Genomic DNA, 26969 nt, shown 5'->3' with positions numbered 1-26969 from the left:
TTTTAGGGGAGGATCATTTTATTCTATGGCAATCGAAGTAGGCACCAAGTTAGAAGGCAAAGTGACAGGCATAACCCATTTTGGAGCATTCGTGGATCTGTCAGGAGGTGTCACGGGTCTCGTTCACATCTCAGAAATCGCTGATAATTACGTTAAGGATGTCAATGATCATTTGAAGATCAATGATGTCGTAACGGTTAAAGTGATCAATGTCGACAAGGACGGCAAGATCGGACTATCCATCAAGCAAACTGTTGACAAGCCACCAGAAGCAGCGAGACCACCAAGAAGTCCAAGACCTGAACGTAGCGGTAGTACTGGAGGCAGTACTGGCGGTAGAGAAGGTGGAGAACGATTTAGTGGCGGTAGAGAAGGCGGCGGTGGCGGTGGTAGTTACAATCGTGAACGAGGCGGGCGTTCGTTTAAGCCTGCTGTCAAAGCTACATTCGAGGATAAAGTGTCACGCTTCCTAAAAGATAGCGAAGAACGGGCATCGTCCATCAAGAAAAACACGGAATCCAAACGTGGCGGCCGTGGCGCTAAGCGCATGTAATAGTCAATATCACAAGTGGAAACGGCTATACCGTCCTTTTTCAAAGACGGCACCCGTTTTAGCGGAAATATAAGGAATATAATATCAAGTAAAACATATACTTTCTTATATTTTAAGATAACCGTAGTTGGCAGTGATGCCTCTACGGTTTTTTTGTCGTCTAAAATTAGTTGCCGACAACTTCCAACTGATTTCCAGCTATCTCATGTTCAATCGCTAGATAAAATAGACTAGGGTGCTACTAATTTTAACGAAGTGAAAATCATAAGGGCAGTTTTAAAACGTTGTGTGAAAGGGGATTAAAGCCCATTCCCGACATTCCGCAACGGAGGCTTTTTTGTCGGAAATTTCTTAGATGCCTGTCCAATGTTCTGACAAACTTTCTCGCACGGTTCACTTTATAATGGGTACCTACAAACATTATTAAGGGCGGTGCTTAAAATTATGGAAAAAAGAAATGTGATTAACTTCCCTGACGTACATATGGCAGAAAGAGCAAAATCAGCGAATCCATGGATTACACGTATGACACAGGGGAGTGTCGTTCGGCGTATGGTACATTTGGTGGCAGCTAGGAAATGGATGATAGTGTTAACGTTTATGGGTTTTTTATTAGGCAAAGCCATGATATTGGACGAGTTATCGCCTTTTGCATTAGCATTTTTTGCTGTTATTTTATTTATGCGTCGAGACTATCTTCCAATCGTTTCTGTCGCTATCGTTGCAGGTAGTCTATTTGCACCTTTTCCAACGGCGATAATGATATCTTCAGAATTGTTGATTTTCTTTCTGATTTATAAGGGGTTAGAGGCCTTTGAACATGCTGAGTTATCCTATGCTCCTATTATGGTGTTTGTCTCCACGTTCTCTGTGAATCTACTCTACGTTCTTCTAGGTCCATCGTTAACTTGGTATTCTCTACTGATGATGACAATGGATGCGGTGTTGAGTTTTGTGCTTACGGTGGTATTTATACAAGCTATGCCGGTATTCACCTATCGCAAAAAGAACTATCAGCTTAAAAATGAAGAAGTTCTCTGTTTAATTATATTGCTAGCCTCTGTTATGACGGGAGCAGTAGGTTGGAGTATCTATTCATTATCGATTGAGCATATCCTATCTCGTTACTTGATTCTGTTGTTCGCTTTCGTAGGTGGAGCTTCTTTAGGAGCTTCGGTTGGTGTAGTAACAGGACTCATTCTAAGTTTAGCGGATCTTACAGCAATTTATCAGATGAGTCTCCTTGCATTTTCCGGGATGTTGGCGGGTATGTTACGTGAAGGTCATCGAGCGACGGTAGCGATGGGTATGCTTATAGGTTCGTCCATTCTTTCGATCTATTTCATTGGCTCAGGAGATGTATTGACTTCTACTTGGGAGACTTGTGCCGCTGTTGTTCTCTTTATGATTACACCTAAGACCGTGATTGGCATGATATCCAAATATGTACCGGGTACGCAAGATCATACGAAATCTCAGCATGAATATGCGAAGCGGGTACGTGATTTGACTGCGGATCGGGTCACGCAGTTCTCACAAGTATTTAGACAATTATCACAGAGTTTCGGTCAAGTTTCGGGCGCAGAGGAAGTTAGCAAACGTACGGAGGAAATGGACCATTTCATGAATTCCGTCACGCAAGGCACTTGTTCGGGATGTTTCAAGAATCAACATTGCTGGGATACGAAATTCTATCAAACATATAAATATATGACGGATATGATGAGCGCGGTAGAAGGAAATCCAGATATTTCTTCGGATAAACTTCCACATGAATGGCATAGAGTGTGTCACAAGACGGGTGATGTGCTGGCGGTTATGAAGAAGCAGTACCATCTCTATCAACATGATATGCAGTGGAAACGTCAAATATACGATAGTCGTCATTTAGTGGCTGAACAATTGTCAGGCGTATCTCAAGTGATGGACGATTTAGCGCGCGAGATCAAAAGAGAAGGACAAGCGATGTATCAGCAGGAGGAAGAGATTCGAGAAGCGCTAGAGAAGATGGGATTATCTGTTCATGGCATTGATGTTATTAATCTGGATTCAGGGCAAGTGGAGATCGAGATCATTCATGCGTATACGCGGGGGTATGATGAGTGCCGTAAAATCATTGCTCCACTTCTCTCTAACATTCTAGATGAACACATTGCCGTGATGCAGGAAACGGTATCGGGCACACGTGACGGGCTAGCAACGGTTGTATTCGGATCAGCCAAAACATTTGAAATCACAACGGGGGTTGCTGGGGCTGCCAAAGGAGGAGATGTATTCTCGGGAGATAGTTTCAGTACGGTGGAGTTAGGCAATGGAACCTTTGCAGTTGCCTTGAGTGATGGCATGGGTAATGGAGAACGCGCACGCCAAGAGAGCAGTACCGCACTTAATATTTTGGAGCAACTCCTACAATCGGGTATGGATGAGAAATTAGCTATCAAATCCGTTAATTCAATACTCTTACTTCGATCACCAGATGAAATATATGCAACAGTCGATATGGCTCTGATCGATCAATATACGGCAGAGACGACATTTATGAAAATTGGATCGACTCCAAGCTTTATTAAAAGAGGCCAAGAGGTCATTGTTGTCTCCGCGAGCAACCTTCCGATTGGGATCATTCAAGAAATTGAAGTGGATTTAGTCACACTTCAACTTCAAGCTGGCGATATCGTCATTATGATGACGGATGGTTTATATGATGCACCGGGTTATGCGGTGAATAAGGAATTGTGGATGAAACGAATTATTCAAGAGATTCAGAGCGATGATCCACAATATATTGCAGATTGTCTATTGGAAAAAGTGATCCGTTATCAGCAGAATCAGATTCATGATGATATGACAGTCGTCGTAGGAAAGGTGGAACGTTTTCAGCCGAAATGGGCTACACTGCATGTACCTGGTTTAGCACGTATGGACCGGCCACGTACCGTGAGTTAGCTGAATAATAAAAACAATACGCTTAAAAGAGTACGAATCACTTAGAAACTCCTTGTTTGAATTCTCTCATTTCTGGAAATGATAGAGAGAAGGAAGCAATTTCCATAGGGAGGGTGATCGGACATGAAACAAATTTTGTTAATCACAGATGGATGTTCAAATATGGGAGTCAGTCCTGTTCTAGCAGCAACACATGCGCTAGAAGACGGTATAACTGTGAATGTGGTAGGGGTCGTAGATTACGGAACCATTGGGGAGATTGGTAGTATAGAAATTGCTGATATTGCCAAAGCAGGTGGGGGAATTAGTAGAATTGTTGGAACTCAGAAATTAGCACAAACGATGCAAATGATGACTCGGAAGACGGTTGTGCAGACCATACAACAAGCCGTTAATAAAGAGTTGAAACATATATTAGGAGGGTCGACCTTAGAGGATTTACCTCCAAATCGCCGTTCGCAAGTGGTTGAGGTGGTGGATGAATTAACGGAGACGACACCACTTCAGGTGGCGTTGATCATTGATGCTAGTGCGAGCATGAAGCCAAAACTGTTCGCTGTCGAGGAAGCTATCCGCGATTTGATGTTAAGCTTACAGGCTCGGGAAGGCTTTAGTGAATTAGCTGTATTCCATTATCCAGGACGACACAGTGGAGAAGATGCCATTATGAATGTGAATTGGACTTCTGACCTAGGAAAATTAAAGTCGTTGTTCAATCGAATTAACATGAAAGGAGCCACTCCGACGGGACCAGCGATCATGAAGGTGATTGATTTCTTCCGTTATGGTACACTAGATGAACATCAAGCATGGCGGGGGAATTCCGATGAGGGAGAAGGAAAACGCGGTGATTACGTCGTCTAATCCTAATTACCCAACGGGTACGGTGATCACGGGGAAATGGCGAAATAGCCGTTTTGTGATTCAAGGTGTACTTGGAAGTGGGGCTAATGGAACCGTTTATTTGGTTCAGAAGGCAGGTTACCGGGAGCGTTATGCGCTGAAGATGGGAAATGATACTTTGGAGTTACAGTCGGAGATTAATGTTCTGACTTCACTACAGATACAGCAGAAACAAAAAGATAAACAAGAAGGTATAGCGCATCGTCCCTATCTACTTGAAGTAGACGATTATTCAGAACGCCAACGGGAGATCCCCTTTTATGTGATGAGATACGTAGAGGGAAGTCCACTACACTGGTTCATACGCAAACGTGGACAAGAGTGGATTGGTATAGTGGGCTTACGGCTCTTAGAGAAGCTTCGCGATTTACATCAATTAGGATTCGTGTTCGGAGACTTGAAACCTGAGAACGTGATGGTATCTGAGTATGGAGAAGTGGAGCTCATTGACTATGGCGGTGTAAGTTCAATAGGCCGTAGCGTGAAGCAATTTACAGAGTGGTATGACAGAGGTTATTGGAATGCCGGGAGTCGAGGAAGCGATGAAGGGTATGATCTATTTGCCTTTGCCGTTCTCTGTATTCACTTACTTCACGGAGAAGCTCTGAGGTCTGCAGCTGCACACCATCTCCCTCAGACTCGTAGTGTAGCTGATCTGCTAACCCTGGTTCAACGAAGTCACAAGCTAAAGCCTTATGCGGGTTGGTTGACCAAGGCGATTCGTGGAGAATTTGAAGGGTCAGATCAAGCTTGGAACCTATGGAAGCAACAAATAAATAAACCTGTATTCTCTAAAAGCAAACCCTCTGACAAGACGCCTCGTTGGTTAAGATATGCATTTACTTTTTCATTCTTACTGTTATGTGTTGTCGTCTGTTTGGCGGTTTGGTTGTAAAGGGTATAAGTGTTTAAGGTAGAAAAGGAGCATACGAAACATGAGAATGCACCTCTTGGTAGAGCATGTTCTTCGCACTGCGGAAGAACAGGGCCTATGGCTCCCTCACGATACCATTATAGTCGCAGTCTCCGGTGGTCCGGATTCTGTGGCTCTTTTGCATATTATGCACGAAATATCACAACATCATATGCCATTGAACCTCATATGCGCCCATGTCCATCATGGATTCCGTGTAGAATCAGATGAAGAGGCTCTGTTGGTGGAGAACTTGGCAGCAAGTCTCGGTATTCCATTTGTGATGGAGGCTATTGATGTTCCTGCTTATATGAAAGAAAGTGGAAAAGGTACGCAGGAGGCTGCAAGGGATAAACGATATGAGTTTCTTATTAAAACAGCTGTGAATTATGACGCACGTTCTATCGCTCTAGCTCATCATGCTGACGATCAAGCAGAAACCGTACTTCTTCATCTGTTACGCGGAAGTGGCCCGTCTGGTCTTGTTGGGATGAAGTTTAATAGAACAATAAAAAATGTGGAACTTATTCGACCCCTCTTACGTATATACAAAACGGACTTGATTGACGTATGCGAAAGCGAAAGTCTGGTGTATGCCATTGATCCAAGTAACTTGCAAACGAAGTATAGACGCAATGAGATCCGTCTGGATATACTTCCTTATTTAGGGCAATATAATGGACAGATTACTCAGGGTTTGAATCAATTATCCAGTGTAATGACCGCTGAGGACGATTACGTGGAGCAGGCTACCGAGAAGGTGTACCACGAATTGGTGCGTAAAGTCGACGAAAGGTTCACGTTTAGCGTATCTTCCTTTTCGGGCATACATGTCGCTTTACAACGGAGGTTGATTAAACTAATATTAAATTACATGTCAGTGGACTCTGAGCTCACTGATTATAATAAGATCGAGACCCTTCGCGATGGCATTTCACAGAAAGCTCCGTCGACGTGGAGCCGAGACCTAGGTGGAGGATTCGTCTGTATACGAGAATATGATGTCGTTACATTTCAGCCTAAGCCACTTATGCAGAGAGTAAGGTATACATATCAACTAAATGCAGTTGTTCCAGAACTTATGGTAAGCGAAATTGGGAAGATCTTGAGAATGGTAGTCCATTTGAGAGAGCAAACGTCATGGTCACCTTTAAAAGGTCACGAAGCAGTATTTGACTCGGATCTATTATCTTTTCCGTTGACCTTGCGATGCAGGCAAGATGGAGATACCATGAAGGTGATGGGATTAAACGGTAGCAAAAAGGTGAAGGATATTCTTATGGATGATAAGATACCTCCGTCCCTACGTGCTCATATCCCAATGATTCTTGACGGTAACAACCAGATTATTTGGATACCGGGAATACGACGATCTATCCATGCACCTGTCAGTCAGCATACGACTTCTATTCTTCATATGTCTCTTGAAGATGCATAAGCGTAAGAAATTGGTTAATAGTAATGGTTGGTGTCATACTTTCATAGTTTAACGTAGGGGGTTCAGTCAGTTGCAGAATGATATACTAGAAGTACTCATCAGCGAAGAAGACATCCGGGAGAAAGTTGGAGAACTCGGAACGAAGTTAAGTGCCGAATATGCAGGTCGTAATCCTCTTGTGATTTGCGTTCTAAAAGGTGCGTTTATTTTTATGGCAGACTTGGTCAAGACGATAACGGTACCGATTGAACTTGATTTTATGGCAGTGTCCAGTTATGGGGCAGCCACTAAATCAACGGGTATTGTCAAAATCATCAAAGATCTAGACGTTCCTGTTGAAGGACGGGACGTATTGATTGTTGAAGATATTATCGATAGTGGACTTACACTAAGTTACCTCATTGAAATGTTAAATAATCGCAATGCCAAATCTACACGCGTGGTTACTTTATTTGACAAACCGGTTGGCCGTACGGTAGATTTACAAGCAGATTATACAGGATTTATACTACCCGATGCTTTTGTGGTCGGATATGGTTTGGATTTCGCTGAGAAATACCGGAACCTGCCTTATGTTGGGGTACTGAAACCGGAAATTTACACAACTTAATTCAGCAATACCATGGTAGAAATCATTTATGACTCCTTGTCAGATGCCTCTATTGAGACAGCCTGACAGGTTATGGTAAGATAACTTAAGTGTCTTGAGAGGAGGTAGGGGATGAATCGGTTCATCCGTAATTCTGGTTTTTATTTGATTCTATTTTTAGTCGTGGTGGGTATTGTACAATTCCTCAGCAATAGTAATGAAGCCGCTGATGCCCCTAGATATGACCAGTTACGCCAGCAGATTAAAGCTAATAATATTGCTGAGATGGAGGCGCAATTTGATCAATACGCCTACCTAGTGACTGGTAAATATATAAAGGCGCCAGAAGGTAAGTCTGATAGTTTCATGACCTATATTCCTGCCACTGATTTTGCATTGGATGAAGTCATTCAAGCGAGTGAGAAGAATAAATTTAATCTTGATGTGAAGCCGATGGAAGGGCAGAGCATTTGGTTAACTATATTTTCATCGTTTGTTCCATTGATTCTTATGTTTGTCCTATTCTTCTTCATATTTAATCAATCGCAGGGCGGCGGCGGCAAAGTGATGAACTTTGGTAAGAGCAAAGCCCGGTTATATAATGAAGAGAAGAAGAAAGTCTCATTTGAGGATGTCGCAGGCGCTGATGAAGAGAAGCAAGAGCTCGTTGAAATCGTTGATTTCTTAAAAGATCCTCGCAAATTTGCAGCAGTGGGTGCTCGTATTCCTAAAGGGGTTCTGCTTGTAGGTCCTCCGGGAACAGGTAAAACATTGTTAGCTCGTGCAGTTGCAGGGGAAGCAGGAGTACCTTTCTTCAGTATCTCAGGTTCTGACTTTGTAGAAATGTTCGTTGGGGTAGGGGCTTCACGTGTTCGCGATTTGTTCGAGAATGCGAAGAAGAATGCACCATGTATCATTTTTATTGATGAAATTGATGCTGTAGGTCGTCAACGTGGCGCTGGTCTTGGTGGCGGACATGACGAACGTGAGCAGACACTCAACCAGTTGCTTGTAGAAATGGACGGATTTGGTGGTAACGAAGGTATTATTATGATTGCTGCAACAAACCGTGCTGATATATTAGACCCTGCATTGTTACGTCCAGGACGTTTTGACCGTCAAATTACGGTTGATCGACCAGATGTGAAGGGGCGCGAGGCTGTATTGAAAGTACATGCACGCAATAAGCCACTTACTGACGATGTTAGATTAGATGTTATTGCTAAGCGTACGACTGGATTTAGCGGTGCAGATTTGGAGAACTTGCTTAATGAATCTGCCTTGATCGCTGCACGTCGTAATCGTAAGGATATCTCGATGGATGAAGTAGATGAAGCCATTGATCGTATCATTGTAGGAACGCAGAAACGTAGTCGTGTCATTAGTGATCGCGAGAAACGAATCGTTGCCTATCATGAAGCGGGTCATACGATTGCAGGTTATTTCTTAGAACATGCGGATACGGTACACAAGGTTACGATCATCCCGCGCGGACGCGCAGGCGGATATGTGATCATGCTTCCGAAGGAAGATCGTATGCTTGTTACGAAGAATGAATTGCTGGATAGAGTTACCGGTCTCCTTGCTGGACGTGTAGCAGAAGAAATTTTCATTGGGGAAATTGGTACAGGTGCTTACAGTGACTTCCAACAAGCCACAGGCATTGTACGTAGCATGATCATGGAATACGGGATGAGCGATAAGCTCGGACCTATGCAGTTCGGTTCATCTCAAGGTCAGGTATTCCTTGGAAGAGATATTGGACACGAGCAGAATTATAGTGATTCTATTGCATATGAAATTGATCAGGAAATGCAGTATTTCACCAACTACTGTTACCAACGTTGTAAGGACTTGTTGATCAAACACTCGAAAGAGATGCATCTTATTGCGAATACGCTAATTGAAAGAGAGACGTTAGAAATTGATCAGATTAAGCAGCTGATTGATAACGGATCTATTTCAGATGAGGTTGCTAAGTCTACTGAGACTACACCAACTGAAGTTGCGGGTACGCCAATCGTGGAAACTGTAGGTGATGTTACGGTTCGCATTCTTCCTAAGAGTGATGAAACAGACGCAACTCCGACAGGAGATATTCCAAACACAACAGAAATACCTAATTCAGTTGATCGTGATTCTAACGATCCTAGCGATTCAAGTAATGAAGGCGGAACACCGCCAGAAAGTAAATAATGATTAGTATGTTCTAATCATGTGAGAACCCCGTATGACACAAACGTGTTATACGGGGTTCTCTTTTTCTTGTATGGTCAGTTAGGTTGATTGACAGAGTGGTGAACGTTGTGTAAATTAGTTGTTAAACAACAAAGGATACTCTTGGGTGGACTTGATTGGTGAGTAAGAGAATATAGTAGTTAAGCATGACAATTGTGATTGATAATTATGGGTACATATAGAGGGGGAAATTGCTGGTGGAGGCACTCGCACTAGAGCGTAAGGCGGAACAGAATAGAGAACTACGCGAACGACTCATGCAATTGAAAAAAGAACGTAATGCCATTATTTTAGCTCACTATTATCAACGCGATGAAATACAAGAAGTAGCAGATTTCCGCGGGGATTCGTTTCTACTTGCACAAAAAGCAGCTCAAACCGATGCCGAAGTTATTGTGTTCTGTGGTGTACACTTCATGGGGGAAAGCGCCAAAATTCTAGCACCTAACAAGACGGTGTTAATTCCTGATGAACGAGCAGGATGTCCTATGGCAGATATGGTCAATGTAGATGGACTTCGGAAGCTGAAAGCTCAACATCCCAATGCCAAGGTAGTTACATATATAAATTCTTCTGCAGAGATCAAGGCGGAGACCGATATTTGCTGTACGTCAGCTAACGCAGTTAGAGTTATTCAATCCGTCGATTCGGACGAAATTATTTGGGTTCCCGATAAAAACTTAGGTCACTATGTGCAGCAGCACACAGACAAGAAGTTGATTATATGGGAAGGTTATTGTAATACGCATGATATGTTAACCGTCAAAGATGTATATGAAATGAAGGCTAAGTATCCTGATGCTCCTTTTGTGGTTCATCCTGAGTGCCGGCCTGAAGTGGTTGAATTGGGAGATTTCGTAGGAAGTACTACAGCTATTCTGGAATATTGTAAGAAATCTGATGTGAAACAATTTATTGTGGGTACCGAGGACGGAACTGGATTCCAGCTTCGTCAGGATAGTCCAGATAAGACGTTCCACTTCGCAACTAAGTTTCTAGTATGTCCTAATATGAAGGTTAATAATCTTAAAAAATTGGTGAAATGTCTGGAGACGATGAAGCCACAGATTTATGTTCCTCCCGCTATTGCCGACAAAGCAAGGATTTCCCTAGAGCGCATGTTACAGGTCCAGTAGCATGCGCTACTCTTTCTCTTAAGACAGGTGAACAACGTTATGATTCCACGGTATTTGGTAGATTTCGATCTAGAGTCTCTTCCAAAAGTAAAGACAGACGTTATTGTGATTGGATCTGGTATTGCTGGATTATTCACAGCCATTAAAGCAGGTAAGGATCGTCAAGTCATATTGATTACTAAAAATGCATTGCTTGAGAGTAACACCCGTTATGCACAAGGGGGCATTGCCGCTGTTATATCAGAGGATGATTCACCAGCCTTCCACCGACAGGATACACTGCTCGCCGGGGCTGGTCTTTGTTCTTCGGAAGCCGTTGATATCCTTGTGAATGAGGGACCGTTGGGGGTTAAAGAACTTATTCGGTTAGGAACGACATTTGATGAGGATAATGGAGAGTTAGCGCTCACTCAGGAGGGGGCACATAGCCACCGGCGTATTTTGCATGCCAACGGAGACGCGACAGGGTTTGAGATCGTTAGGGCGTTATCGGAGCAAGTTATCAAAAAGGACAATATTGATGTATGGGACAACCATTTCGTACTGGATATTATTACGGATGAGGGCGTATGTATTGGCGTACTCGTACAGGCTCCAGGTGGAAAGCGTATCTTCGTACAAGGAGATGCGACTATTTTGTGTTCTGGAGGAACGGGCCAGTTATATCGCTATACGACAAATCCTGAAGTTGCAACAGCGGATGGCGTGGCGATGGCCTACCGTGCTGGAGCTAAAATTTGTGATATGGAGTTCCTACAATTCCATCCAACCTCGCTTTGTTACCCAGGAGCTCCACGGTTTCTAATATCGGAAGCTGTACGTGGCGAAGGGGCAATTCTGCGCAATATTAAGGGAGAACGTTTCATGAGTAAATACCATGAAATGCTTGAACTTGCACCAAGGGACATCGTAGCCCGTGCGATCGTAAGTGAAATGGAAGAGACGAAGTCTACCTTCATATATTTAGATATAACGCATGAGACACCAGATATGATTAAGCACCGTTTCCCAACCATATTTGAGACTTGCATGGTATATGGTCTAGATATGACAACAGACTGGATTCCTGTAGCACCTGCTGCACATTATATGATGGGTGGGGTTCAGACGGATCTGAGTGGTGAAAGTAACATTTCACGCTTGTTTGCATGTGGTGAGGCATCCTCAACGGGTGTACATGGAGCTAATCGTTTGGCAAGCAATTCATTGTCAGAAGCGATTGTATTTGGTCGCCGAATTGTGAATCGAATTAAGGAACTTCCACCACTCAATTGGTCAGGACGCTCACTCGTGGTAGACTATAATCGGGTAGATGTTCCTATGCAGGCGATGATAGAGAAGCGATTGAAGCTACAAAAGGTTATGGTACGCTATGCCGGTCTTCGTCGTGATGAAGAATTATTATCGAAGGGACTGGAAGAACTACGTCGTCAGCTACCTATTTTTCAAGCGGCGTTGTTTAAGAAGGAAGAATTCGAATTTGCTAATATGCTGACGTGTTCGTTGCTTATTACGCAGGCCGCTTTGGCACGTAAAGAAAGTCGTGGTGCGCACTATCGGTCTGATTATCCTGAACGGGATGATCTGTTCTGGCGTAAGCATCTGTTACAGCAGCGTGAGCATGAGATCGTGGGGGAAGTTAGTGATGATGTTTAATGGTTACAATGAAAATTTGGTAGAGTCAATACGCCATTGGTTGAGAGAAGATGTTGGATCAGGTGATATCACGTCTCTCGCAACGATATCTGTAGATCATGAGTCTAAAGGGATTATTCATGCCAAAGAAGACGGTATTATTGCTGGAATTCCGGTATCTGAGCTGGTGTTTGAAGTCGTGGATCCGTCACTCTCCTTTGTGTCCCATGTAGAAGAGGGTCAATCTGTATCAAAAGGAACTATTCTTGCAATCGTTGAGGGAAGTACACATAGCATTCTGACAGGTGAACGTTTAGCTCTGAATTTGTTACAGCGGTTGTCTGGCGTTGCTACAAAGACGAGTCAATTTGTTGATGCGATAGAGGGATTACCTACGCGACTTGTGGACACACGTAAGACGACACCAGGTCATCGTATGCTTGAGAAGTATGCTGTGAGAGTTGGCGGTGGGGCAAATCATCGATTTGGATTATATGATGCTGTCATGATTAAGGATAACCATATCAAGGGTGCGGGTGGTATTGCGCAAGCAGTGAGTCGTGCACGTGCTCATATTCCACATACGATGACGATTGAAGTAGAGGCTGAGAATCTGGCGCAAGTGAATGAGGCGATTGCTGCGGGGGCTGATACTATTATGTTAGATAATATGAGTCACAGTCTCATGAAGGAAGCTGTTCAAATGATCCGATCACGGGTGCCTCATGTCAAAATAGAAGCATCCGGAAACGTATCTTTACATACGATTAGGGGAATTGCTGAGTGTGGAGTCGATATTATCTCGGTTGGACAACTGACATATTCTTTTAATAGTTTAGATATCAGTTTGGATCTTAATGCGAAGAAGGAGGGCCAGACTTCATGATTCTTGTAGTAGACATAGGAAATACCAACATTGTATTAGGGATCTACCACAATAAGGAGCTGGTCCACCATTTTCGACTTAGTACGACTCGTCAATCTACCGTTGATGAGTACGGTGTGATGATCTTTAATCTGTTTCGGATGTCTGACATTTCAGTTAAGGATATCGAGGGTGTGATCATATCTTCTGTGGTCCCACCTCTAGTCAATATTTTTGAAGAGATGTGTCTGAAATTCATTCATAAAACACCTTTGGTGGTTGGACCCGGGATTAAAACTGGCTTGAATTTGCGTTACGAAAACCCGCGTGAAGTGGGTGCGGATCGTATTGTAAATGCTGTAGCGGCAGTGAATCAATATAAAGGGCCTCTAGTTGTTGTTGATTTCGGTACAGCTACGACATTTGATTGCATTGATGAGTTGGGAAACTACCTTGGTGGAGCCATTGTACCTGGTATAGGAATAGCAACGGAAGCTCTTTATCAACGTGCATCGAAGTTGCCTAGAATAGAATTGGAGAAGCCCAAAAAGGTCATTGGTCGCAATACGATTCATGCCATGCAGGCGGGTATTATTTTTGGATATGCCGGGCAAGTGGATGGTATCGTTGAACGTATAAAGGTTGAGATGGAAGCGCCGGACCTAAAAGTAGTTGCTACAGGCGGATTGGCTGAATTGATCGCAAGTGAGACGAAATGCATACAAGAGGTCAACTCCATGCTTACGCTCGAGGGACTGCGTTTAATATACGAACGTAATCAATAAGGCAAAGAAATGTATTAGTACAAATGAAGATGGAATAGACATGATAGTATAACGTAATAGGCAGAGGAGGCCATAAGAACATGGACAACAAAAAAGATCGATTAATCCGAGGGACAGCTATGAATGGACATGTTCGTGCCTTAGTGGTGCGTACAACCAGTTTAGTAGAAGAACTTCGTCAAAGACATGACACTTGGCCAACGGCTACAGCAGCATTAGGTCGTACCCTTACTGCGGCGGCAATGATGGGTGCAATGCTTAAAGGCAAAGAGAAAATAAACATTCAGATAAAAGGCGATGGGCCTATAGGTCAAGTCGTAGCAGAAGCTAATGCGAATGGAGATATCAGTGGGTATGTAACGAATCCGCATGTTCATCTACCAAGTAACAGTCTAGGTAAGCTGGACGTGGCAGGAGCTGTAGGGCGTGATGGTTTCGTGAATGTAATTAAAGATCAGGGATTAAAAGATGTTTATACAGGTAGCACCCCAATCATTTCTGGTGAGATTGCAGAAGATATGACCTATTATTTCGCAGTGTCAGAACAGACACCGTCGGCGGTAGGGTTAGGTGTGTTGGTAGGAACAGATAATGAGGTTATGGAAGCGGGAGGTTTCATCATTCAGCTGTTGCCAGGATTAAGTGATGATGAAATTAATGCAATTGAGCATGCCGTAAGTATGCTTCCTCCAGTCACATCCCTCATGGATCAAGGTATGGATTTAGAAGAGATGCTTCAATGTTTGCTACCTGATGCGGTAGTCTTAGAAGAAATGGATCTTCGATTCCAGTGTCAATGTTCCAAAGGACGCGTGGAGAACACACTGGTCAGCTTAGGACAAACCGATCTTGAACAAATCATTGAAGAAGACGGTCAAGCAGAGGTAGTATGCCATTTCTGTAATGAAAAGTACTCTTTTGATAAAGCAGAACTTCAGCATATTTTAGAACAAGCCAAGTAATGGCATCCATATGATAAAGATCAAGAGAGAGAAAAGGACGCTGTGGGTCGTCAATGTCATCTTAGTGATGGGCCTCCTTTTCATGGGCTGCTTGATTATGTTCCGTGGTCTAGGGCCATTAGATAAGGAACCTCAGCTTCCAGTTGCGGGTATACCGGTAGCCTATTTTAATAAAGAACCGATTTCCAACAGTGAATGGGAAGAGGAGCTCAAGCGTAAGTATGGACAGGAAGTATTACTTCATATGTTGAACCGTAAAGCGGTATTCGAGGAAGCTAATGCACTGAATATTCATATCTCTTCAGATGAAGTCTCTAGCCAATTGAAGAAGGATATGTTGGGTTATGACTCTGAACAAGCTTACTATGATGAGATGGAGACACAATTGGGTCTTTCACCTGAAGATGTTGCGACGGAGATGAGTTATAGATTGACATTAGAGCAAATTGCCATATCAGACATCCACATTTCAGATGAGGAAATTGATAAATATTATAAGGAGAATGGGGATCAATTCGAAGCTCGTACACAACTTCAACTCTCTGTGATAAAAGTATCTAGTCAAGAGGAAGCTCAAGATGTGTTAGATCAACTCGAACAAGGTGCCACTTTCACGCAAATGGTTAAAGAACACTCCATAGACGTAAGTAGTCGTGATCAGGATGGAAAGATCGGTGAGGTAGAATGGAACGATCCTTTCTTACCCAAGGAAATGCTAGATGCAGCGGCTTCGTTACAAGTTAACGATATCGCGGGCCCTTTTCGATGGGATGAGGATTACGTTGTTATCTTACTAACGGATATCATCACAGAAGAACAAGAAGATACGAAACAGATTCGCGAGTCTATTCGCAAACTGCTAGCGCTTAATGAAGCCATGCCGCTTACTGAGTTGGAGAAGCTTCTTAGGGACAAATACGATGTTAGTATAGTAGCTTATCGTGGGCTATAGTTCTTTGGAATAAATACCTTTGGACACCCATTCTGAATACCCAGTGGATACTTTGATAAACAGATGATGGCTGTTCGTCTAAGTATCCTTTTTTTGTATAACCTCAGTTGACAAGGTACGTGGAGATTTGATAATATGAAGATACAAAAACCAACTGAAATACTCGGATATATCAGGAAACAGAGACACTAGTTTAGCTGTCGTTAGTAGTTTCCTTATCATACAACTAGATGAAATGACTCTAGCAATGCTCGTATATATAACCATTATCCTAGGGAGGGCTTTATTTATGGCAAAGGTCGTTAATAATGTAACCGAATTAATCGGAGGAACACCACTTGTTCGTTTGAACCGTCTATCCACTGAAGACAGCGCAGAAATTTTCCTTAAACTAGAGTACCAGAACCCAGGTTCAAGTGTTAAAGACCGTATCGCGATTAGCATTGTAGAAGAAGCAGAGAAAGATGGTAGCCTTAAACCAGGCGGAACCATTGTTGAAGCAACGAGTGGTAACACTGGAATTGGCTTAGCAATGGTAGCTGCTGCAAAAGGTTATAAAGCTCTTATCGTTATGCCTGAGACGATGAGTTTGGAGCGTCGTAACTTATTGCGTGCTTATGGTGCTGAACTTGTTCTGACTCCAGGATCGGAAGGTATGAATGGTGCTGTTACGAAAATGGAAGAGATTGTAAAGGAAAACCCTGACTACTTCATGGCAGAACAATTTAAGAACCAAGCTAATGTGAAGATTCACCGTGAAACAACAGGTCCAGAAATTGTGGAAGCGATTGATTCCATCGGTGGTACACTAGATGCATTTGTTGCTGGAATTGGTACAGGCGGAACGATTTCTGGTGCTGGTGAAGTGCTGAAGAAACAATATCCAGACATTAAGATTTATGCTGTAGAACCTGCTGCTTCACCTATCTTAGCTGGTGGTAAACCTGGTCCTCATAAGATCCAAGGACTAGGGGCTAACTTTATTCCTGAAATTCTGAACCGTGATATATACGATGAGATCATTCACATAGAGAATGAGGAAGCTTTTGAAGTTGCACGTCGTATAGCGACAGAAGAAGGTATTCTGTCCGGTATTTCTTCAGGAGCTGCTGTATCTGCTGCACTTAAAGTAGCTAAAGAGTTAGGTAAAGGCAAACGTGTTGTCGTGATCATACCTAGTAACGGTGAACGTTACCTGAGCACGCCATTATACAACTTCGAAGGTTAATACTGGCTATCCAATTCAATATAATTTGAGTCAAACCCCTATTGCCTTTAATATTGGCAATGGGGTTTTTTATACTATTCAATGGATAAGGTCTTTTCAAAATAGCTATAACTAAAGTATACTGACAACCAGTTTAAGATTACTTTAACGAAATAAAGCAGGGAACAGTGCTTATACAATATGATAAAGCTAGCGAAAGTATGTTTTTATGAAGATGAATAGTAAGTAAGGATAAAAGAAGACTATGCATATGCTTTCGAAGTAAGTCTTTTTTTCGAAGCAAGACAGCAAGCGTTGGTCAAAAAGACTAAACGTATGCTTCCGAAGTAAGTCTTTTTTACGAAGTCGAACAGGAAGTGTTGCTCAAAAAGACTTTTAGGAGGAAACAAAGTGACAACAAATGTGCTAACTTCACTTACACAGTGGGAACATTGGTCAACGGAGGGGTGGAGCGTACTGCCTTATCTTGTACGGATGAAGGGAGAGGATCTACCACAAGCTTGGACTCGAGCATGGGAGGCCTCATCACCTTATGCTGTCGTGCTTGAGAGCGGTAAGAGTGGTCGCTATACGTATTTAGGGCTTAATCCCATTTCTGTTATATCAGGAAAAGGAGACGAAGCGAGGTTGGTTAATCCTCGAACGGGTGAGACGGATATTATTGAGGGAGCTCCCTTACAAGTCTTAGAGCAATGGAGGGCTCCTTATCATTCTCCTCAAATTGCAAATGAGGACTATCCTCCCTTCCTAGGAGGGTGCGTTGGATTTATGGGGTATGATGTCGCTCGTTCTTTAGAGAGACTCCCTTCATGGGCAGAGGATGAGCCATCATTTCCTGATTATATGTGGATGAGAATGGATGAAGTATGGATTTATGATAATCAGGATCAGGTTGTTTATTGTGCAGTTCATATGCCTTTAAACAAAGTAGATCAATCTATGCCCGAAAAAACATTACCTTTGAATGATAGTATCGACTTCATGTTGGAGACGCTGTATAAGAAGGCTCAAGAGAGATCCCTGGGCATGATGGCGCTATGGGCTTCCTTTAGCGAAATAGGATCTGATGGAGCACCCCGTGGAGAATCAGAGCGGAATCATCGCCTACTTCAATTGGACAAGATGGAAGAGCGTGAACGGATTGAACAGGGGAGCAGCTCCTCGCAGGAGACATGGCCAGGAATGACAGCACACTTTTCACAAGAATCTTTTGAGAAAGCAGTGTTACGGATTCAGGAATATATTCGGCAAGGAGACGTCTTTCAAGTTAATCTATCGCTGCGGCAGGAGAAAGAATTACACTCACAACCAGAACAAATTTATGAATGGCTTCGCCTATTGAATCCTTCCCCGTATATGGGTTTGCTTAGATCACCGGATTTCTCCTTAGTTAGTGGTTCGCCCGAATTGTTGGTGAAGTTACACGGGGATAAGGTGAGCGCTCGTCCTATTGCGGGTACAAGACGAAGAGGGATTACAACGGATGAAGACGCTGCGATGGCAAATGAGCTCTATACGAACGAAAAAGAGCGTGCAGAGCATATCATGTTAGTTGATCTGGAACGCAATGATATTGGTCGTATAGCGGCATATGGTTCCGTACATGTTCCTGAACTAATGACGATCGAATATTATTCGCATGTCATGCACCTCGTCTCTCAAATAGAGGGCAGCCTAGCATCGGGGAAAGATGTTTATGAAGTGATTGCGGCTCTTTTTCCGGGAGGAACGATTACGGGCGCTCCTAAGATTCGAACGATGGAAATTATAGAAGAACTTGAACCTGTCCGCCGTGGACCCTATACGGGATCTATGGGGTGGATTGACTATAATGGTAATATGGAATTAAATATCATTATAAGAACATTAGCCGTACTTGACGGAAAAGGCTACATTCAAGCTGGAGCAGGTATTGTGGTGGACTCAGATCCTTATCGTGAATATCGCGAGTGCCATAATAAAGCTAAGGCTATGATTAAGGCAGTGTTATGTAGTGAAGAGGAAATAGCCGTAAGTAGATAGATTGAAAGAAAGACTGCGTTACCTACGAGTGATTGCAGGACGCTCTTTAGCTCAATTTATATAGCGGCGTACAAGGGGGATATACTCATGATATTAGTACTCGATAACTATGATTCATTTACTTACAATTTGGTTCAGTACTTGGGTGAATTAGGTCAGGAGGTAAAAGTATATCGCAATGATGAGATTGATATCGAGGGTATTAAGAAACTTGCACCAGATCATATCTTGATCTCTCCAGGGCCCTGTACACCTAACGAAGCAGGTATTAGTCTTGAAGTGATTCAGCAATTCAAGGGAATCATTCCAATCTTCGGCGTATGTTTGGGACATCAAGCAATTGGTCAAGCTTTCGGAGGGAAAGTTATACGTGCAGAGCGGTTAATGCATGGTAAGACCTCGCAGATGCATCATAAGGGTACTTCTGTATTCGAAGGACTACCTTCACCTTTTACAGCTACTAGATACCATTCATTGTTGGTGGAGCGGGAGAGCTTGCCTGATTGTCTAGAGATTACAGCGGAGACGGAAGAAGGCGAGATTATGGGGCTACGTCACAAGGAATACCCAATTGAGGGTGTACAATTTCATCCTGAATCGATTATTACTGACCATGGACATCAAATGCTTCGTAACTTTCTTAAGCAGTCTCTAGTAAAGAAAGCATGACCTTTATCGGAATGAATTACGGCATTGTAGATGCTATGCATGCTAAGGTGTCTGTGATGGATCACGGGTTTCTTTATGGGATGGGCTTGTTCGAGACGTTTCGTACTTATGGTGGCGTACCATTTCTGTTGGATAGACACCTAAAAAGACTCTCCGAAGATTGTCGTTATCTAGGTATTCCTTATGAAATTGATCTAGAAGCTACATCTGCATGGATTGCTAGTCTGATGACAGCCAACGGATTAGATGAGGCGTATATTCGATATACGGTTAGCGCGGGTGAGGGTGTGCTGGGGTTGCCTACGGAAGACTATTGTAACCCTAATCACTTCCTTATCGTTAAAGAGCTTCCTAGAATGCCTTCTGATCTTTACCGTGATGGAAAGGGACTGCAAAAATTACACACTCGTCGTAATACACCTGAGGGTCCAGTCCGGTTTAAATCGCTTCACTATATGAATAATATATTAGCGAAAAGGGAATTGATGTCTTATTCTGCTACATCTCGGCATTCATCGGAAGGACTTATGTTGAATGGACAGGGTTATGTGGCAGAAGGGATAGTCAGCAATTTGTTTTTTGTTCGACAAGGTTCTCTTTATACGCCCCATCTAGATACCGGTATACTACCGGGAATTACTAGGGAACTCGTGATGGAACTCTCCTTGGACATCGGCCTACATTGTGAGGAAGGTCGGTATACATGGGATGATTTGGCGAATGCCGAAGAAATATGGATGACAAGCTCTATTCAAGAGCTTGTACCTATAACGACACTTCTATTGGAGGACGGCTCCCACATAACGATAGGTAGTGGCACTGCTGGACCTACAACAACTAGACTTCTACAATTATATCGAGAGAAAGCAGGCATTACCTAAATGAAGACGATGATCTATGAACGAACTTACTCTTGTGGAGAAACGGAATTAAAACTAGGCCAATCCACGCTTATTATGGGGATATTAAATGTTACGCCGGATTCCTTCTCTGATGGTGGACAATATACGAATACGGAACTTGCTGTGCAACATGCGCTTCAGATGGTGGAAGATGGGGCTGACCTGATTGATATAGGTGGGGAGTCAACTCGACCTGGCTCGGTTGAGGTTGGGCTAGAAGATGAACTGGCACGGGTTATTCCTGTCATAGAAGCGATTCATCGCGTAGCTCCGCATATCCCTATTTCAGTAGATACGTATAAAGCAGAGGTAGCCCGGCAAGCGGTTCATGCAGGTGCTCATATCATTAATGATATTTGGAGGGGGATAGGCGATCCTCAGATGTTATCTACGGCAGCAGAACTCTCTGTTCCTATTATTCTGATGCATAATCGCCACGATCGGAATTATACTAACCTGATTCCAGATATGATTCAGGATTTGAAAGAAAGCATCAATCTAGCACTTCAAGCAGGTGTAAAAGCGGACAATATTATTTTGGACCCTGGAATCGGTTTCGCTAAAGATTATGTCGAGAACATGCGTGTTATGGTGGAGCTTGATGTATTAGCTCAACTGGGATATCCAGTATTGCTTGCCACATCTCGCAAGAAGTTTATCCGTACTGCTCTGGATCTTCCCGTGGATGATGTCATAGAGGGAACAGCAGCGACGGTAGCCTTCGGCATTGCACAAGGTTGCCAAATCGTGAGGGTACACGATGTGTCTTCTATACAACGAACCGTACAAATGTGCGACGCTATGATGTATGGAGCATTGATTGAACAATAATCTAGTACACAATAGAACATTTAGAGGAGTGGTATTTCAAGATGGATAAAATGGTTATGCACCGGATGGAGTATTACGGATACCATGGGGTCTTCGAAGAAGAGAGAAGACTTGGACAACGTTACTACATTGATTTAGAGCTAGACATGGATCTTCGCGAAGCGGGAGAACAGGATGATTTAACGAAAACAATTAATTATGCTGATATTCATGTTCTTGTGAAGGAAATAGTTGAGAACAAGTCTTTCAAATTAATCGAAGCTTTAGGAGAAGCCATTGCATCCTCGTTATTAGACACTTATACTAGAATCAATGCATTAACGGTCAAAGTGACCAAACCGCATCCTCCGTTCGACATTCATTTTCAAGGTGTTACGGTGGAGCTGTCCAGAACAAGAAAGTGAGAATCCATCATGAAGTTACATTCCACCTCTGAGTCATCAGAGGCTTATATTGCTTTAGGGGCTAATTTAGGTGACCGCGAAGGAACCTTGATGGAAGCCGTAAATCGTCTCCATATGCATCAACAGATTATCGTCCTCCGAGGCTCCAATCTTTATGAGACTGAGCCCGTAGGTTTTATAGATCAGCCCTATTTTCTCAATATGGTCGTTGCCGTGAACACCGATCTAAATCCTCATGATCTTTTAAAAGTCATGCAAGAGATTGAACGAGAACTGGGTCGTGTACGGCACATCCACTGGGGACCTCGTACCGTAGATTTAGACCTTCTATGGATGGATGGAGTGGTTGAGAATACACCAGACCTTATTGTGCCTCATCCACGGATGGAAGAACGAGCATTTGTCCTCGTCCCGTTGCGTGATATTGTACCTTCTGAAGAAACCTCTGGTTTGCATATCGTGGTAAAGACAGCTCTGGAGAGACTGGAAGGAAAGGAAGGGATACAACTATGGAGAACTTACAACTGGCAGCCCGAATCCGCGCTTTCAGAAAACTAAAAGGATACACCCAACAAGAGCTAGCTTCTAAGATGGGAATATCTCTTGCTGTTTTAGGAGAAATTGAACGAGGTAATCGTCATGTAGAAGATCAAATTTTAAGTAAAATTGCAGGAGTTTTGGATATCTCGATTTCTGAACTAATGAATATTTCGTCATAGTATGTAATTTGGATACTCGCAACGATAACTAGTTCCCGGCAAATATTTGTGTAGGATGCAGCATGATAACGGATTGTTCTTTTCGTTGCGAGTTTTTCGAAGTGAATCAAGAAGTAACACAATAAAAACTTAAGATTATGCTTCCGATGCGAGTTTTTATCGAAGTAGATCATGTAGTAATACAATAAAAACTTGGAGGTTCATCACATGTTAAAGATTGGCGATATTGAAATGAAGAACCAAGTCGTGCTTGCCCCCATGGCAGGAGTGTGCAATCCAGCATTCCGCTTGATCGCCAAAGATTTTGGCGCGGGATTGGTATGCGCGGAAATGGTTAGTGGAAAGGCCATTGTCCATGGTAATAAACGTACCCATGACATGCTGTTTGTTGACGAACGGGAGAAGCCGCTAAGTTTACAGATTTTTGGGGGAGACCGTGAATCTCTGGTAGAAGCAGCCAAAGTCGTAGATAAAGAAACCAATGCTGATATTATTGATATTAATATGGGGTGCCCTGCTCCAAAAGTGACTAAGATTGACGCAGGAGCTCGTTGGCTTTTGGATCCAAATAAGATATACGAAATGGTGTCTGCTGTTGTAGATGCCGTAGGTAAACCAGTTACGGTGAAGATGCGTACGGGTTGGGATAGTGAGCATATCTATGCTATAGAGAATGCTCAAGCGATCGAACGCGCAGGTGGTAAGGGAGTTAGTATTCATGGCAGAACAAGAGAACAACACTATACGGGGCATGCGAACTGGGACATTATTAGAGATGTGAAACAATCTGTGGGTATTCCAGTTATAGGTAACGGCGATGTTGTTACGCCAGAAGACGCGCGTCGGATGTTGGATCAGACCGGATGCGATGGCGTTATGATTGGTCGAGGGGCACTTGGTAACCCTTGGATGTTATATCGCACGATTCAGTATCTGCAAACAGGGGAGCTTGTGGCAGACCCATCCGCTGAAGAGAAGATTAAAATCGCTATTCTTCACATGGACCGTTTAATAGCTATGAGAGGCGAGCATATCGCTGTTCGTGAAATGCGTAAGCATATAGCTTGGTATTTGAAGGGACTAAAAGGTTCTGCACGGGTCAAGGATATCATCATGGAAGAAACTAGACGAGATGAAATGGTGAAAATTCTAGAAGACTTCGTTGCAGGACTGAACGAAGAAGGCGAGACTAATGGTGATTTATCAGCTGTCTTCGCAGCTATGAAATAATCTTGAATGGGTTACGATGGAACTGCATTGACATTTTGAAATGGTTACCATATACTTTTGCAGTATAAATTCGACTCAATTGTTAATCTCAGCAGCAGAGGAATGTTCTGATTCCTCAAGATTTGCATATAGTGGTTTTCATAAGTATAGGTAATCATTTAAAATATTCACATGACAGGAGAATCGGTTAATGAGCGATAAAGAAGTCATTCTTACACAAGAAGGTCTTAAGAAATTAGAGGATGAGCTAGAGCACCACAAATCTGTAAAGCGTCGTGAGGTTGCTGAACGGATAAAAGTCGCCATTGGTTATGGCGATATTAGTGAGAACTCCGAATATGAAGATGCTAAGAATGAACAAGCCTTTATTGAAGGACGCGTGATTACGCTTGAGAAATTATTGCGTAATGCTCGCATCATTAACAATGATGATATTAATACGGATTTTGTAAGTGTTGGTGTTACGGTTACTGTTGAAGATGTGGAGTTTGGAGACACGGTGGAATACTTAATCGTAGGTACAGCTGAGTCTGATCCGCTAAACAACAAAATATCCAACGAGAGTCCGGTTGGTAAGGCTATTCTTGGTAAGCAAAGAGGAGCCATTGTTGATGTTAATGTTCCACAAGGTGTTGTTCAATATAAGATTATTGACATCCGTAAGGTATAATGACTGAGGATTGTTTTAAAAGGCTTCCCAAGGGAAGCCTTTTTTAAAATATAAGAAAGTATAAGTTTCACTTGATACGCTTTTCCTTATATTTCCGCGAGAGACGGATACCATCCTTGAAAAAGGAGGGAACAGCCGGTTTTACTTGGATATATGAATACCAGATATGGGTAACTCGTCGACATAAGGAACGCGAAGCTTTTTCAAATGGATGAAACAGTCTTATAATGATAAGTAAAGATATACAACAGTCAAAACAATGGCTAAATCGTAAGGTATACGAAGGAGATGGAGTTGCATGTCGGAAGAGATAGTTGTTCAGGAGAATGAACTCAGCGAATTGCTACAGATTCGTCATAACAAATTGGACGAGCTACGCGGAATGGGTTTAGATCCATTTGGAAAAAAGTACAACAGAACACACAATGCAGGTGAATTGGTAGCTAAATATGACTCATTTACGAATGAAGAATTAGAAGAAATGGCAATCCCCGTTAGCATAGCGGGCCGTATTATGGCTAAACGTGGTATGGGTAAGGCTATTTTTGCTCAAATTCAAGATCTTAGTGGAAAAATCCAAATATACGTGCGTCAAGACTCTGTGCCTGAAGTGAAATTCAGTGCCTTCCGGTTATTTGATCTAGGGGACATTATCGGTGTAACAGGGCATATGTTTAAAACAAAGACTGGAGAGACTTCAATCAAAGTAGACGATGTGGAGATACTCTCGAAGTCACTATATCCATTACCTGATAAATATCATGGTCTTAAAGATGTGGAACTTCGTTATCGTCAGCGTTATGTTGATTTGATGATTAACCCAGAAGTACAACAGACATTCATCATGCGCTCTAAAATTATTCAATCCATGCGTCGCTATTTAGATTCACTTGGTTATTTGGAAGTGGAGACACCGACGTTACACACGATTGCTGGTGGTGCGGCTGCGAAACCTTTTACAACACATCACAACGCGCTTGATATGGATCTATATATGCGTATCGCCATCGAACTTCATTTGAAACGCCTTATCGTTGGTGGATTTGAAAAAGTATATGAAATTGGACGTGTATACCGTAACGAAGGTATTTCGACTCGTCACAACCCTGAATTTACAATGATCGAGTTGTACGAGGCGTACGCGGATTATAAAGATATCATGAATTTGACAGAAACGATGGTTGCTCATATTGCTCAGGAAGTATTAGGTACAACGGTTATTGATTATCAAGGTCAAGAAGTCGATTTAACGCCATCATGGCGTCGAGTGTCCATGGTTGATGCGGTTAAAGAAGTAACGGGTGTAGACTTTAGTGTTCATATGACAGATGAAGAAGCACGTAATTTGGCAAAAGAACACAAAGTACCTGTAGAAGCACATAATAAGTTTGGTCATATTCTAAATGCTTTCTTTGAGCAATTCGTCGAAGAGACTTTGATTCAGCCAACATTTATTACGGGTCATCCCGTGGAAATTTCTCCACTTGCGAAACGTAATGAAGAAGATCCGCGTTTCACGGATCGTTTTGAATTATTTGTTGTTGCAAGAGAGCATGCGAATGCATTCACGGAGTTAAATGATCCGATTGATCAACGTCAGCGTTTTGAAGCTCAAATGACAGAACGTGAGCAAGGTAATGACGAAGCTCATGAAATGGATGATGACTTTATCCGTGCACTTGAGTATGGTATGCCTCCAACGGGGGGACTTGGAATTGGTATTGACCGTTTGGTGATGTTGTTGACCAACGCTGCGTCTATCCGTGATGTTCTTCTCTTCCCTCATATGCGTACTCAAAAAGACAACTAAGTATGGGTGGGTTAAGAGTTCAGTAAGATAAATAGTTCGTGGAGTACCGGCTTAACTTTCCCTTGGAAGGTTGGTCGGTTTTCTTTTTTTTAAATAAGAAAGTATAAGTTTCACTTAATACGCTACATCTTATATTTCCAAAGAGAGCATACCCGTCCTTAAGGGACGATGTAGCCGTTTCTTCTTGTGTAGCTATATAGATTGAACTACCCGTATTTATGATTCTCTTAAGAAATGATTGAGCTTGTGAACGCAAACGGTGCTTCAATTTAGATAGAATGCTTCAAATTCAATCTAAGTGAGCAAAGCGAATCCACCTGCTAAGATACCCCGCAGCTTGTTGCGGGGAGTTTTATTTTAAAATAAGTATTGCATTCATTTCTTTCACGTGATATATTATTAGTCCGGCCAGTAAATAACACATTTATTGAATCGGCAAGCCAATATCGAATGAAACTTAAATTGAAAAAAAGCTTGCATAAACGAACCGGACATGATATGATATAAAAGTTGTCACCGAGAAGCACTGGTAACGACAAAGCGAAATTATTGGTCTTTGAAAACTGAAC

The 26969-nt window shown here is 42.6% G+C and carries 24 protein-coding genes; all 24 read left to right on the top strand.

What is annotated here, in order from left to right:
- The first annotated feature begins 25 nt into the window (after positions 1 to 25).
- The 24 genes from PGLA_RS11350 to lysS all read left to right on the top strand — a co-directional run bounded on the left by PGLA_RS11350 (position 26) and on the right by lysS (position 26400).
- A complete protein-coding gene (locus PGLA_RS11350) occupies positions 26 to 553 on the top strand; it encodes a S1 domain-containing RNA-binding protein (RefSeq protein WP_068532654.1) in 528 nt (175 codons plus the stop codon).
- A 444-nt stretch (positions 554 to 997) separates the two neighbouring features.
- Positions 998 to 3499: a stage II sporulation protein E gene (gene spoIIE, locus PGLA_RS11345; RefSeq protein WP_068532653.1), complete on the top strand. Its 2502-nt coding sequence runs from the start codon at positions 998 to 1000 to the stop codon at positions 3497 to 3499.
- A 123-nt stretch (positions 3500 to 3622) separates the two neighbouring features.
- Positions 3623 to 4363 (top strand): vWA domain-containing protein, encoded by a 741-nt coding sequence (locus PGLA_RS11340; protein ID WP_068532651.1) that lies wholly within the window; start codon positions 3623 to 3625, stop codon positions 4361 to 4363.
- Positions 4347 to 5297: a serine/threonine protein kinase gene (locus PGLA_RS11335; protein WP_068532649.1), complete on the top strand. Its 951-nt coding sequence runs from the start codon at positions 4347 to 4349 to the stop codon at positions 5295 to 5297. Before PGLA_RS11340 ends, PGLA_RS11335 begins: the two co-directional genes overlap by 17 nt.
- A 40-nt stretch (positions 5298 to 5337) precedes the next feature.
- Positions 5338 to 6753 carry a tRNA lysidine(34) synthetase TilS gene (gene tilS, locus PGLA_RS11330; protein ID WP_068532645.1) on the top strand — a complete coding sequence of 472 codons (1416 nt, stop codon included), beginning with the start codon at positions 5338 to 5340 and terminating at the stop codon, positions 6751 to 6753.
- Between the two features lie 70 nt (positions 6754 to 6823).
- The gene (gene hpt, locus PGLA_RS11325) at positions 6824 to 7363 is read left to right on the top strand and encodes a hypoxanthine phosphoribosyltransferase (protein WP_068532643.1); all 540 of its coding nucleotides are present in this window, start codon (positions 6824 to 6826) and stop codon (positions 7361 to 7363) included.
- A 111-nt stretch (positions 7364 to 7474) separates the two neighbouring features.
- Positions 7475 to 9538, top strand: coding sequence for an ATP-dependent zinc metalloprotease FtsH (ftsH, locus tag PGLA_RS11320; RefSeq protein ID WP_068532640.1), 2064 nt, complete (start codon positions 7475 to 7477; stop codon positions 9536 to 9538).
- 239 nt (positions 9539 to 9777) lie between these two features.
- Positions 9778 to 10716: a quinolinate synthase NadA gene (gene nadA / locus PGLA_RS11315; RefSeq protein WP_068532638.1), complete on the top strand. Its 939-nt coding sequence runs from the start codon at positions 9778 to 9780 to the stop codon at positions 10714 to 10716.
- A 39-nt stretch (positions 10717 to 10755) separates the two neighbouring features.
- Positions 10756 to 12372, top strand: a complete 1617-nt coding sequence (gene nadB / locus PGLA_RS11310) for an L-aspartate oxidase (RefSeq protein ID WP_068532636.1) — start codon at positions 10756 to 10758, stop codon at positions 12370 to 12372.
- Complete coding sequence (gene nadC / locus PGLA_RS11305) at positions 12362 to 13237, top strand: carboxylating nicotinate-nucleotide diphosphorylase (RefSeq protein ID WP_068532634.1); 876 nt, start codon at positions 12362 to 12364, stop codon at positions 13235 to 13237. The genes nadB and nadC overlap by 11 nt, the downstream gene beginning before the upstream one ends.
- Positions 13234 to 14001 (top strand): type III pantothenate kinase, encoded by a 768-nt coding sequence (locus PGLA_RS11300; protein ID WP_068532630.1) that lies wholly within the window; start codon positions 13234 to 13236, stop codon positions 13999 to 14001. Before nadC ends, PGLA_RS11300 begins: the two co-directional genes overlap by 4 nt.
- 80 nt (positions 14002 to 14081) lie before the next feature.
- Positions 14082 to 14963 carry an Hsp33 family molecular chaperone HslO gene (gene hslO / locus PGLA_RS11295; RefSeq protein WP_068532629.1) on the top strand — a complete coding sequence of 294 codons (882 nt, stop codon included), beginning with the start codon at positions 14082 to 14084 and terminating at the stop codon, positions 14961 to 14963.
- 10 nt (positions 14964 to 14973) lie between these two features.
- Complete coding sequence (locus PGLA_RS11290; protein ID WP_084410968.1) at positions 14974 to 15915, top strand: peptidyl-prolyl cis-trans isomerase; 942 nt, start codon at positions 14974 to 14976, stop codon at positions 15913 to 15915.
- A gap of 289 nt (positions 15916 to 16204) precedes the next feature.
- Positions 16205 to 17143, top strand: coding sequence for a cysteine synthase A (gene cysK, locus PGLA_RS11285; protein ID WP_068532627.1), 939 nt, complete (start codon positions 16205 to 16207; stop codon positions 17141 to 17143).
- 390 nt (positions 17144 to 17533) lie between these two features.
- Positions 17534 to 19165 (top strand): anthranilate synthase component I family protein, encoded by a 1632-nt coding sequence (locus tag PGLA_RS11280; protein WP_068532624.1) that lies wholly within the window; start codon positions 17534 to 17536, stop codon positions 19163 to 19165.
- An 87-nt stretch (positions 19166 to 19252) separates the two neighbouring features.
- A complete protein-coding gene (gene pabA / locus PGLA_RS11275; protein WP_068532622.1) occupies positions 19253 to 19834 on the top strand; it encodes an aminodeoxychorismate/anthranilate synthase component II in 582 nt (193 codons plus the stop codon).
- The gene (locus tag PGLA_RS11270) at positions 19831 to 20715 is read left to right on the top strand and encodes an aminotransferase class IV (protein ID WP_068532619.1); all 885 of its coding nucleotides are present in this window, start codon (positions 19831 to 19833) and stop codon (positions 20713 to 20715) included. The genes pabA and PGLA_RS11270 overlap by 4 nt, the downstream gene beginning before the upstream one ends.
- Positions 20716 to 21567: a dihydropteroate synthase gene (gene folP / locus PGLA_RS11265; RefSeq protein ID WP_068532617.1), complete on the top strand. Its 852-nt coding sequence runs from the start codon at positions 20716 to 20718 to the stop codon at positions 21565 to 21567. It begins immediately after the preceding gene.
- Between the two features lie 41 nt (positions 21568 to 21608).
- A complete protein-coding gene (folB, locus tag PGLA_RS11260; RefSeq protein WP_068532615.1) occupies positions 21609 to 21971 on the top strand; it encodes a dihydroneopterin aldolase in 363 nt (120 codons plus the stop codon).
- Positions 21972 to 21980: 9 nt separating this feature from the next.
- Positions 21981 to 22529, top strand: coding sequence for a 2-amino-4-hydroxy-6-hydroxymethyldihydropteridine diphosphokinase (gene folK / locus PGLA_RS11255; RefSeq protein WP_068532613.1), 549 nt, complete (start codon positions 21981 to 21983; stop codon positions 22527 to 22529).
- Positions 22481 to 22690 carry a helix-turn-helix domain-containing protein gene (locus PGLA_RS11250; RefSeq protein ID WP_068532611.1) on the top strand — a complete coding sequence of 70 codons (210 nt, stop codon included), beginning with the start codon at positions 22481 to 22483 and terminating at the stop codon, positions 22688 to 22690. Before folK ends, PGLA_RS11250 begins: the two co-directional genes overlap by 49 nt.
- Before the next feature lie 207 nt (positions 22691 to 22897).
- Positions 22898 to 23920, top strand: coding sequence for a tRNA dihydrouridine synthase DusB (gene dusB, locus PGLA_RS11245; RefSeq protein WP_068532609.1), 1023 nt, complete (start codon positions 22898 to 22900; stop codon positions 23918 to 23920).
- A gap of 190 nt (positions 23921 to 24110) precedes the next feature.
- Complete coding sequence (gene greA, locus PGLA_RS11240) at positions 24111 to 24590, top strand: transcription elongation factor GreA (protein ID WP_068532607.1); 480 nt, start codon at positions 24111 to 24113, stop codon at positions 24588 to 24590.
- Between the two features lie 298 nt (positions 24591 to 24888).
- The gene (gene lysS, locus PGLA_RS11235) at positions 24889 to 26400 is read left to right on the top strand and encodes a lysine--tRNA ligase (RefSeq protein WP_068532604.1); all 1512 of its coding nucleotides are present in this window, start codon (positions 24889 to 24891) and stop codon (positions 26398 to 26400) included.
- Positions 26401 to 26969: the final 569 nt, after the last annotated feature.

This window comes from Paenibacillus glacialis (genome assembly GCF_001637205.1).
Taxonomy (GTDB): domain Bacteria; phylum Bacillota; class Bacilli; order Paenibacillales; family Paenibacillaceae; genus Paenibacillus_AQ; species Paenibacillus_AQ glacialis.
The sequence above is the reverse complement of the archived record's forward strand: the minus strand, read 5'-3'. Positions and strand labels throughout refer to the sequence as shown.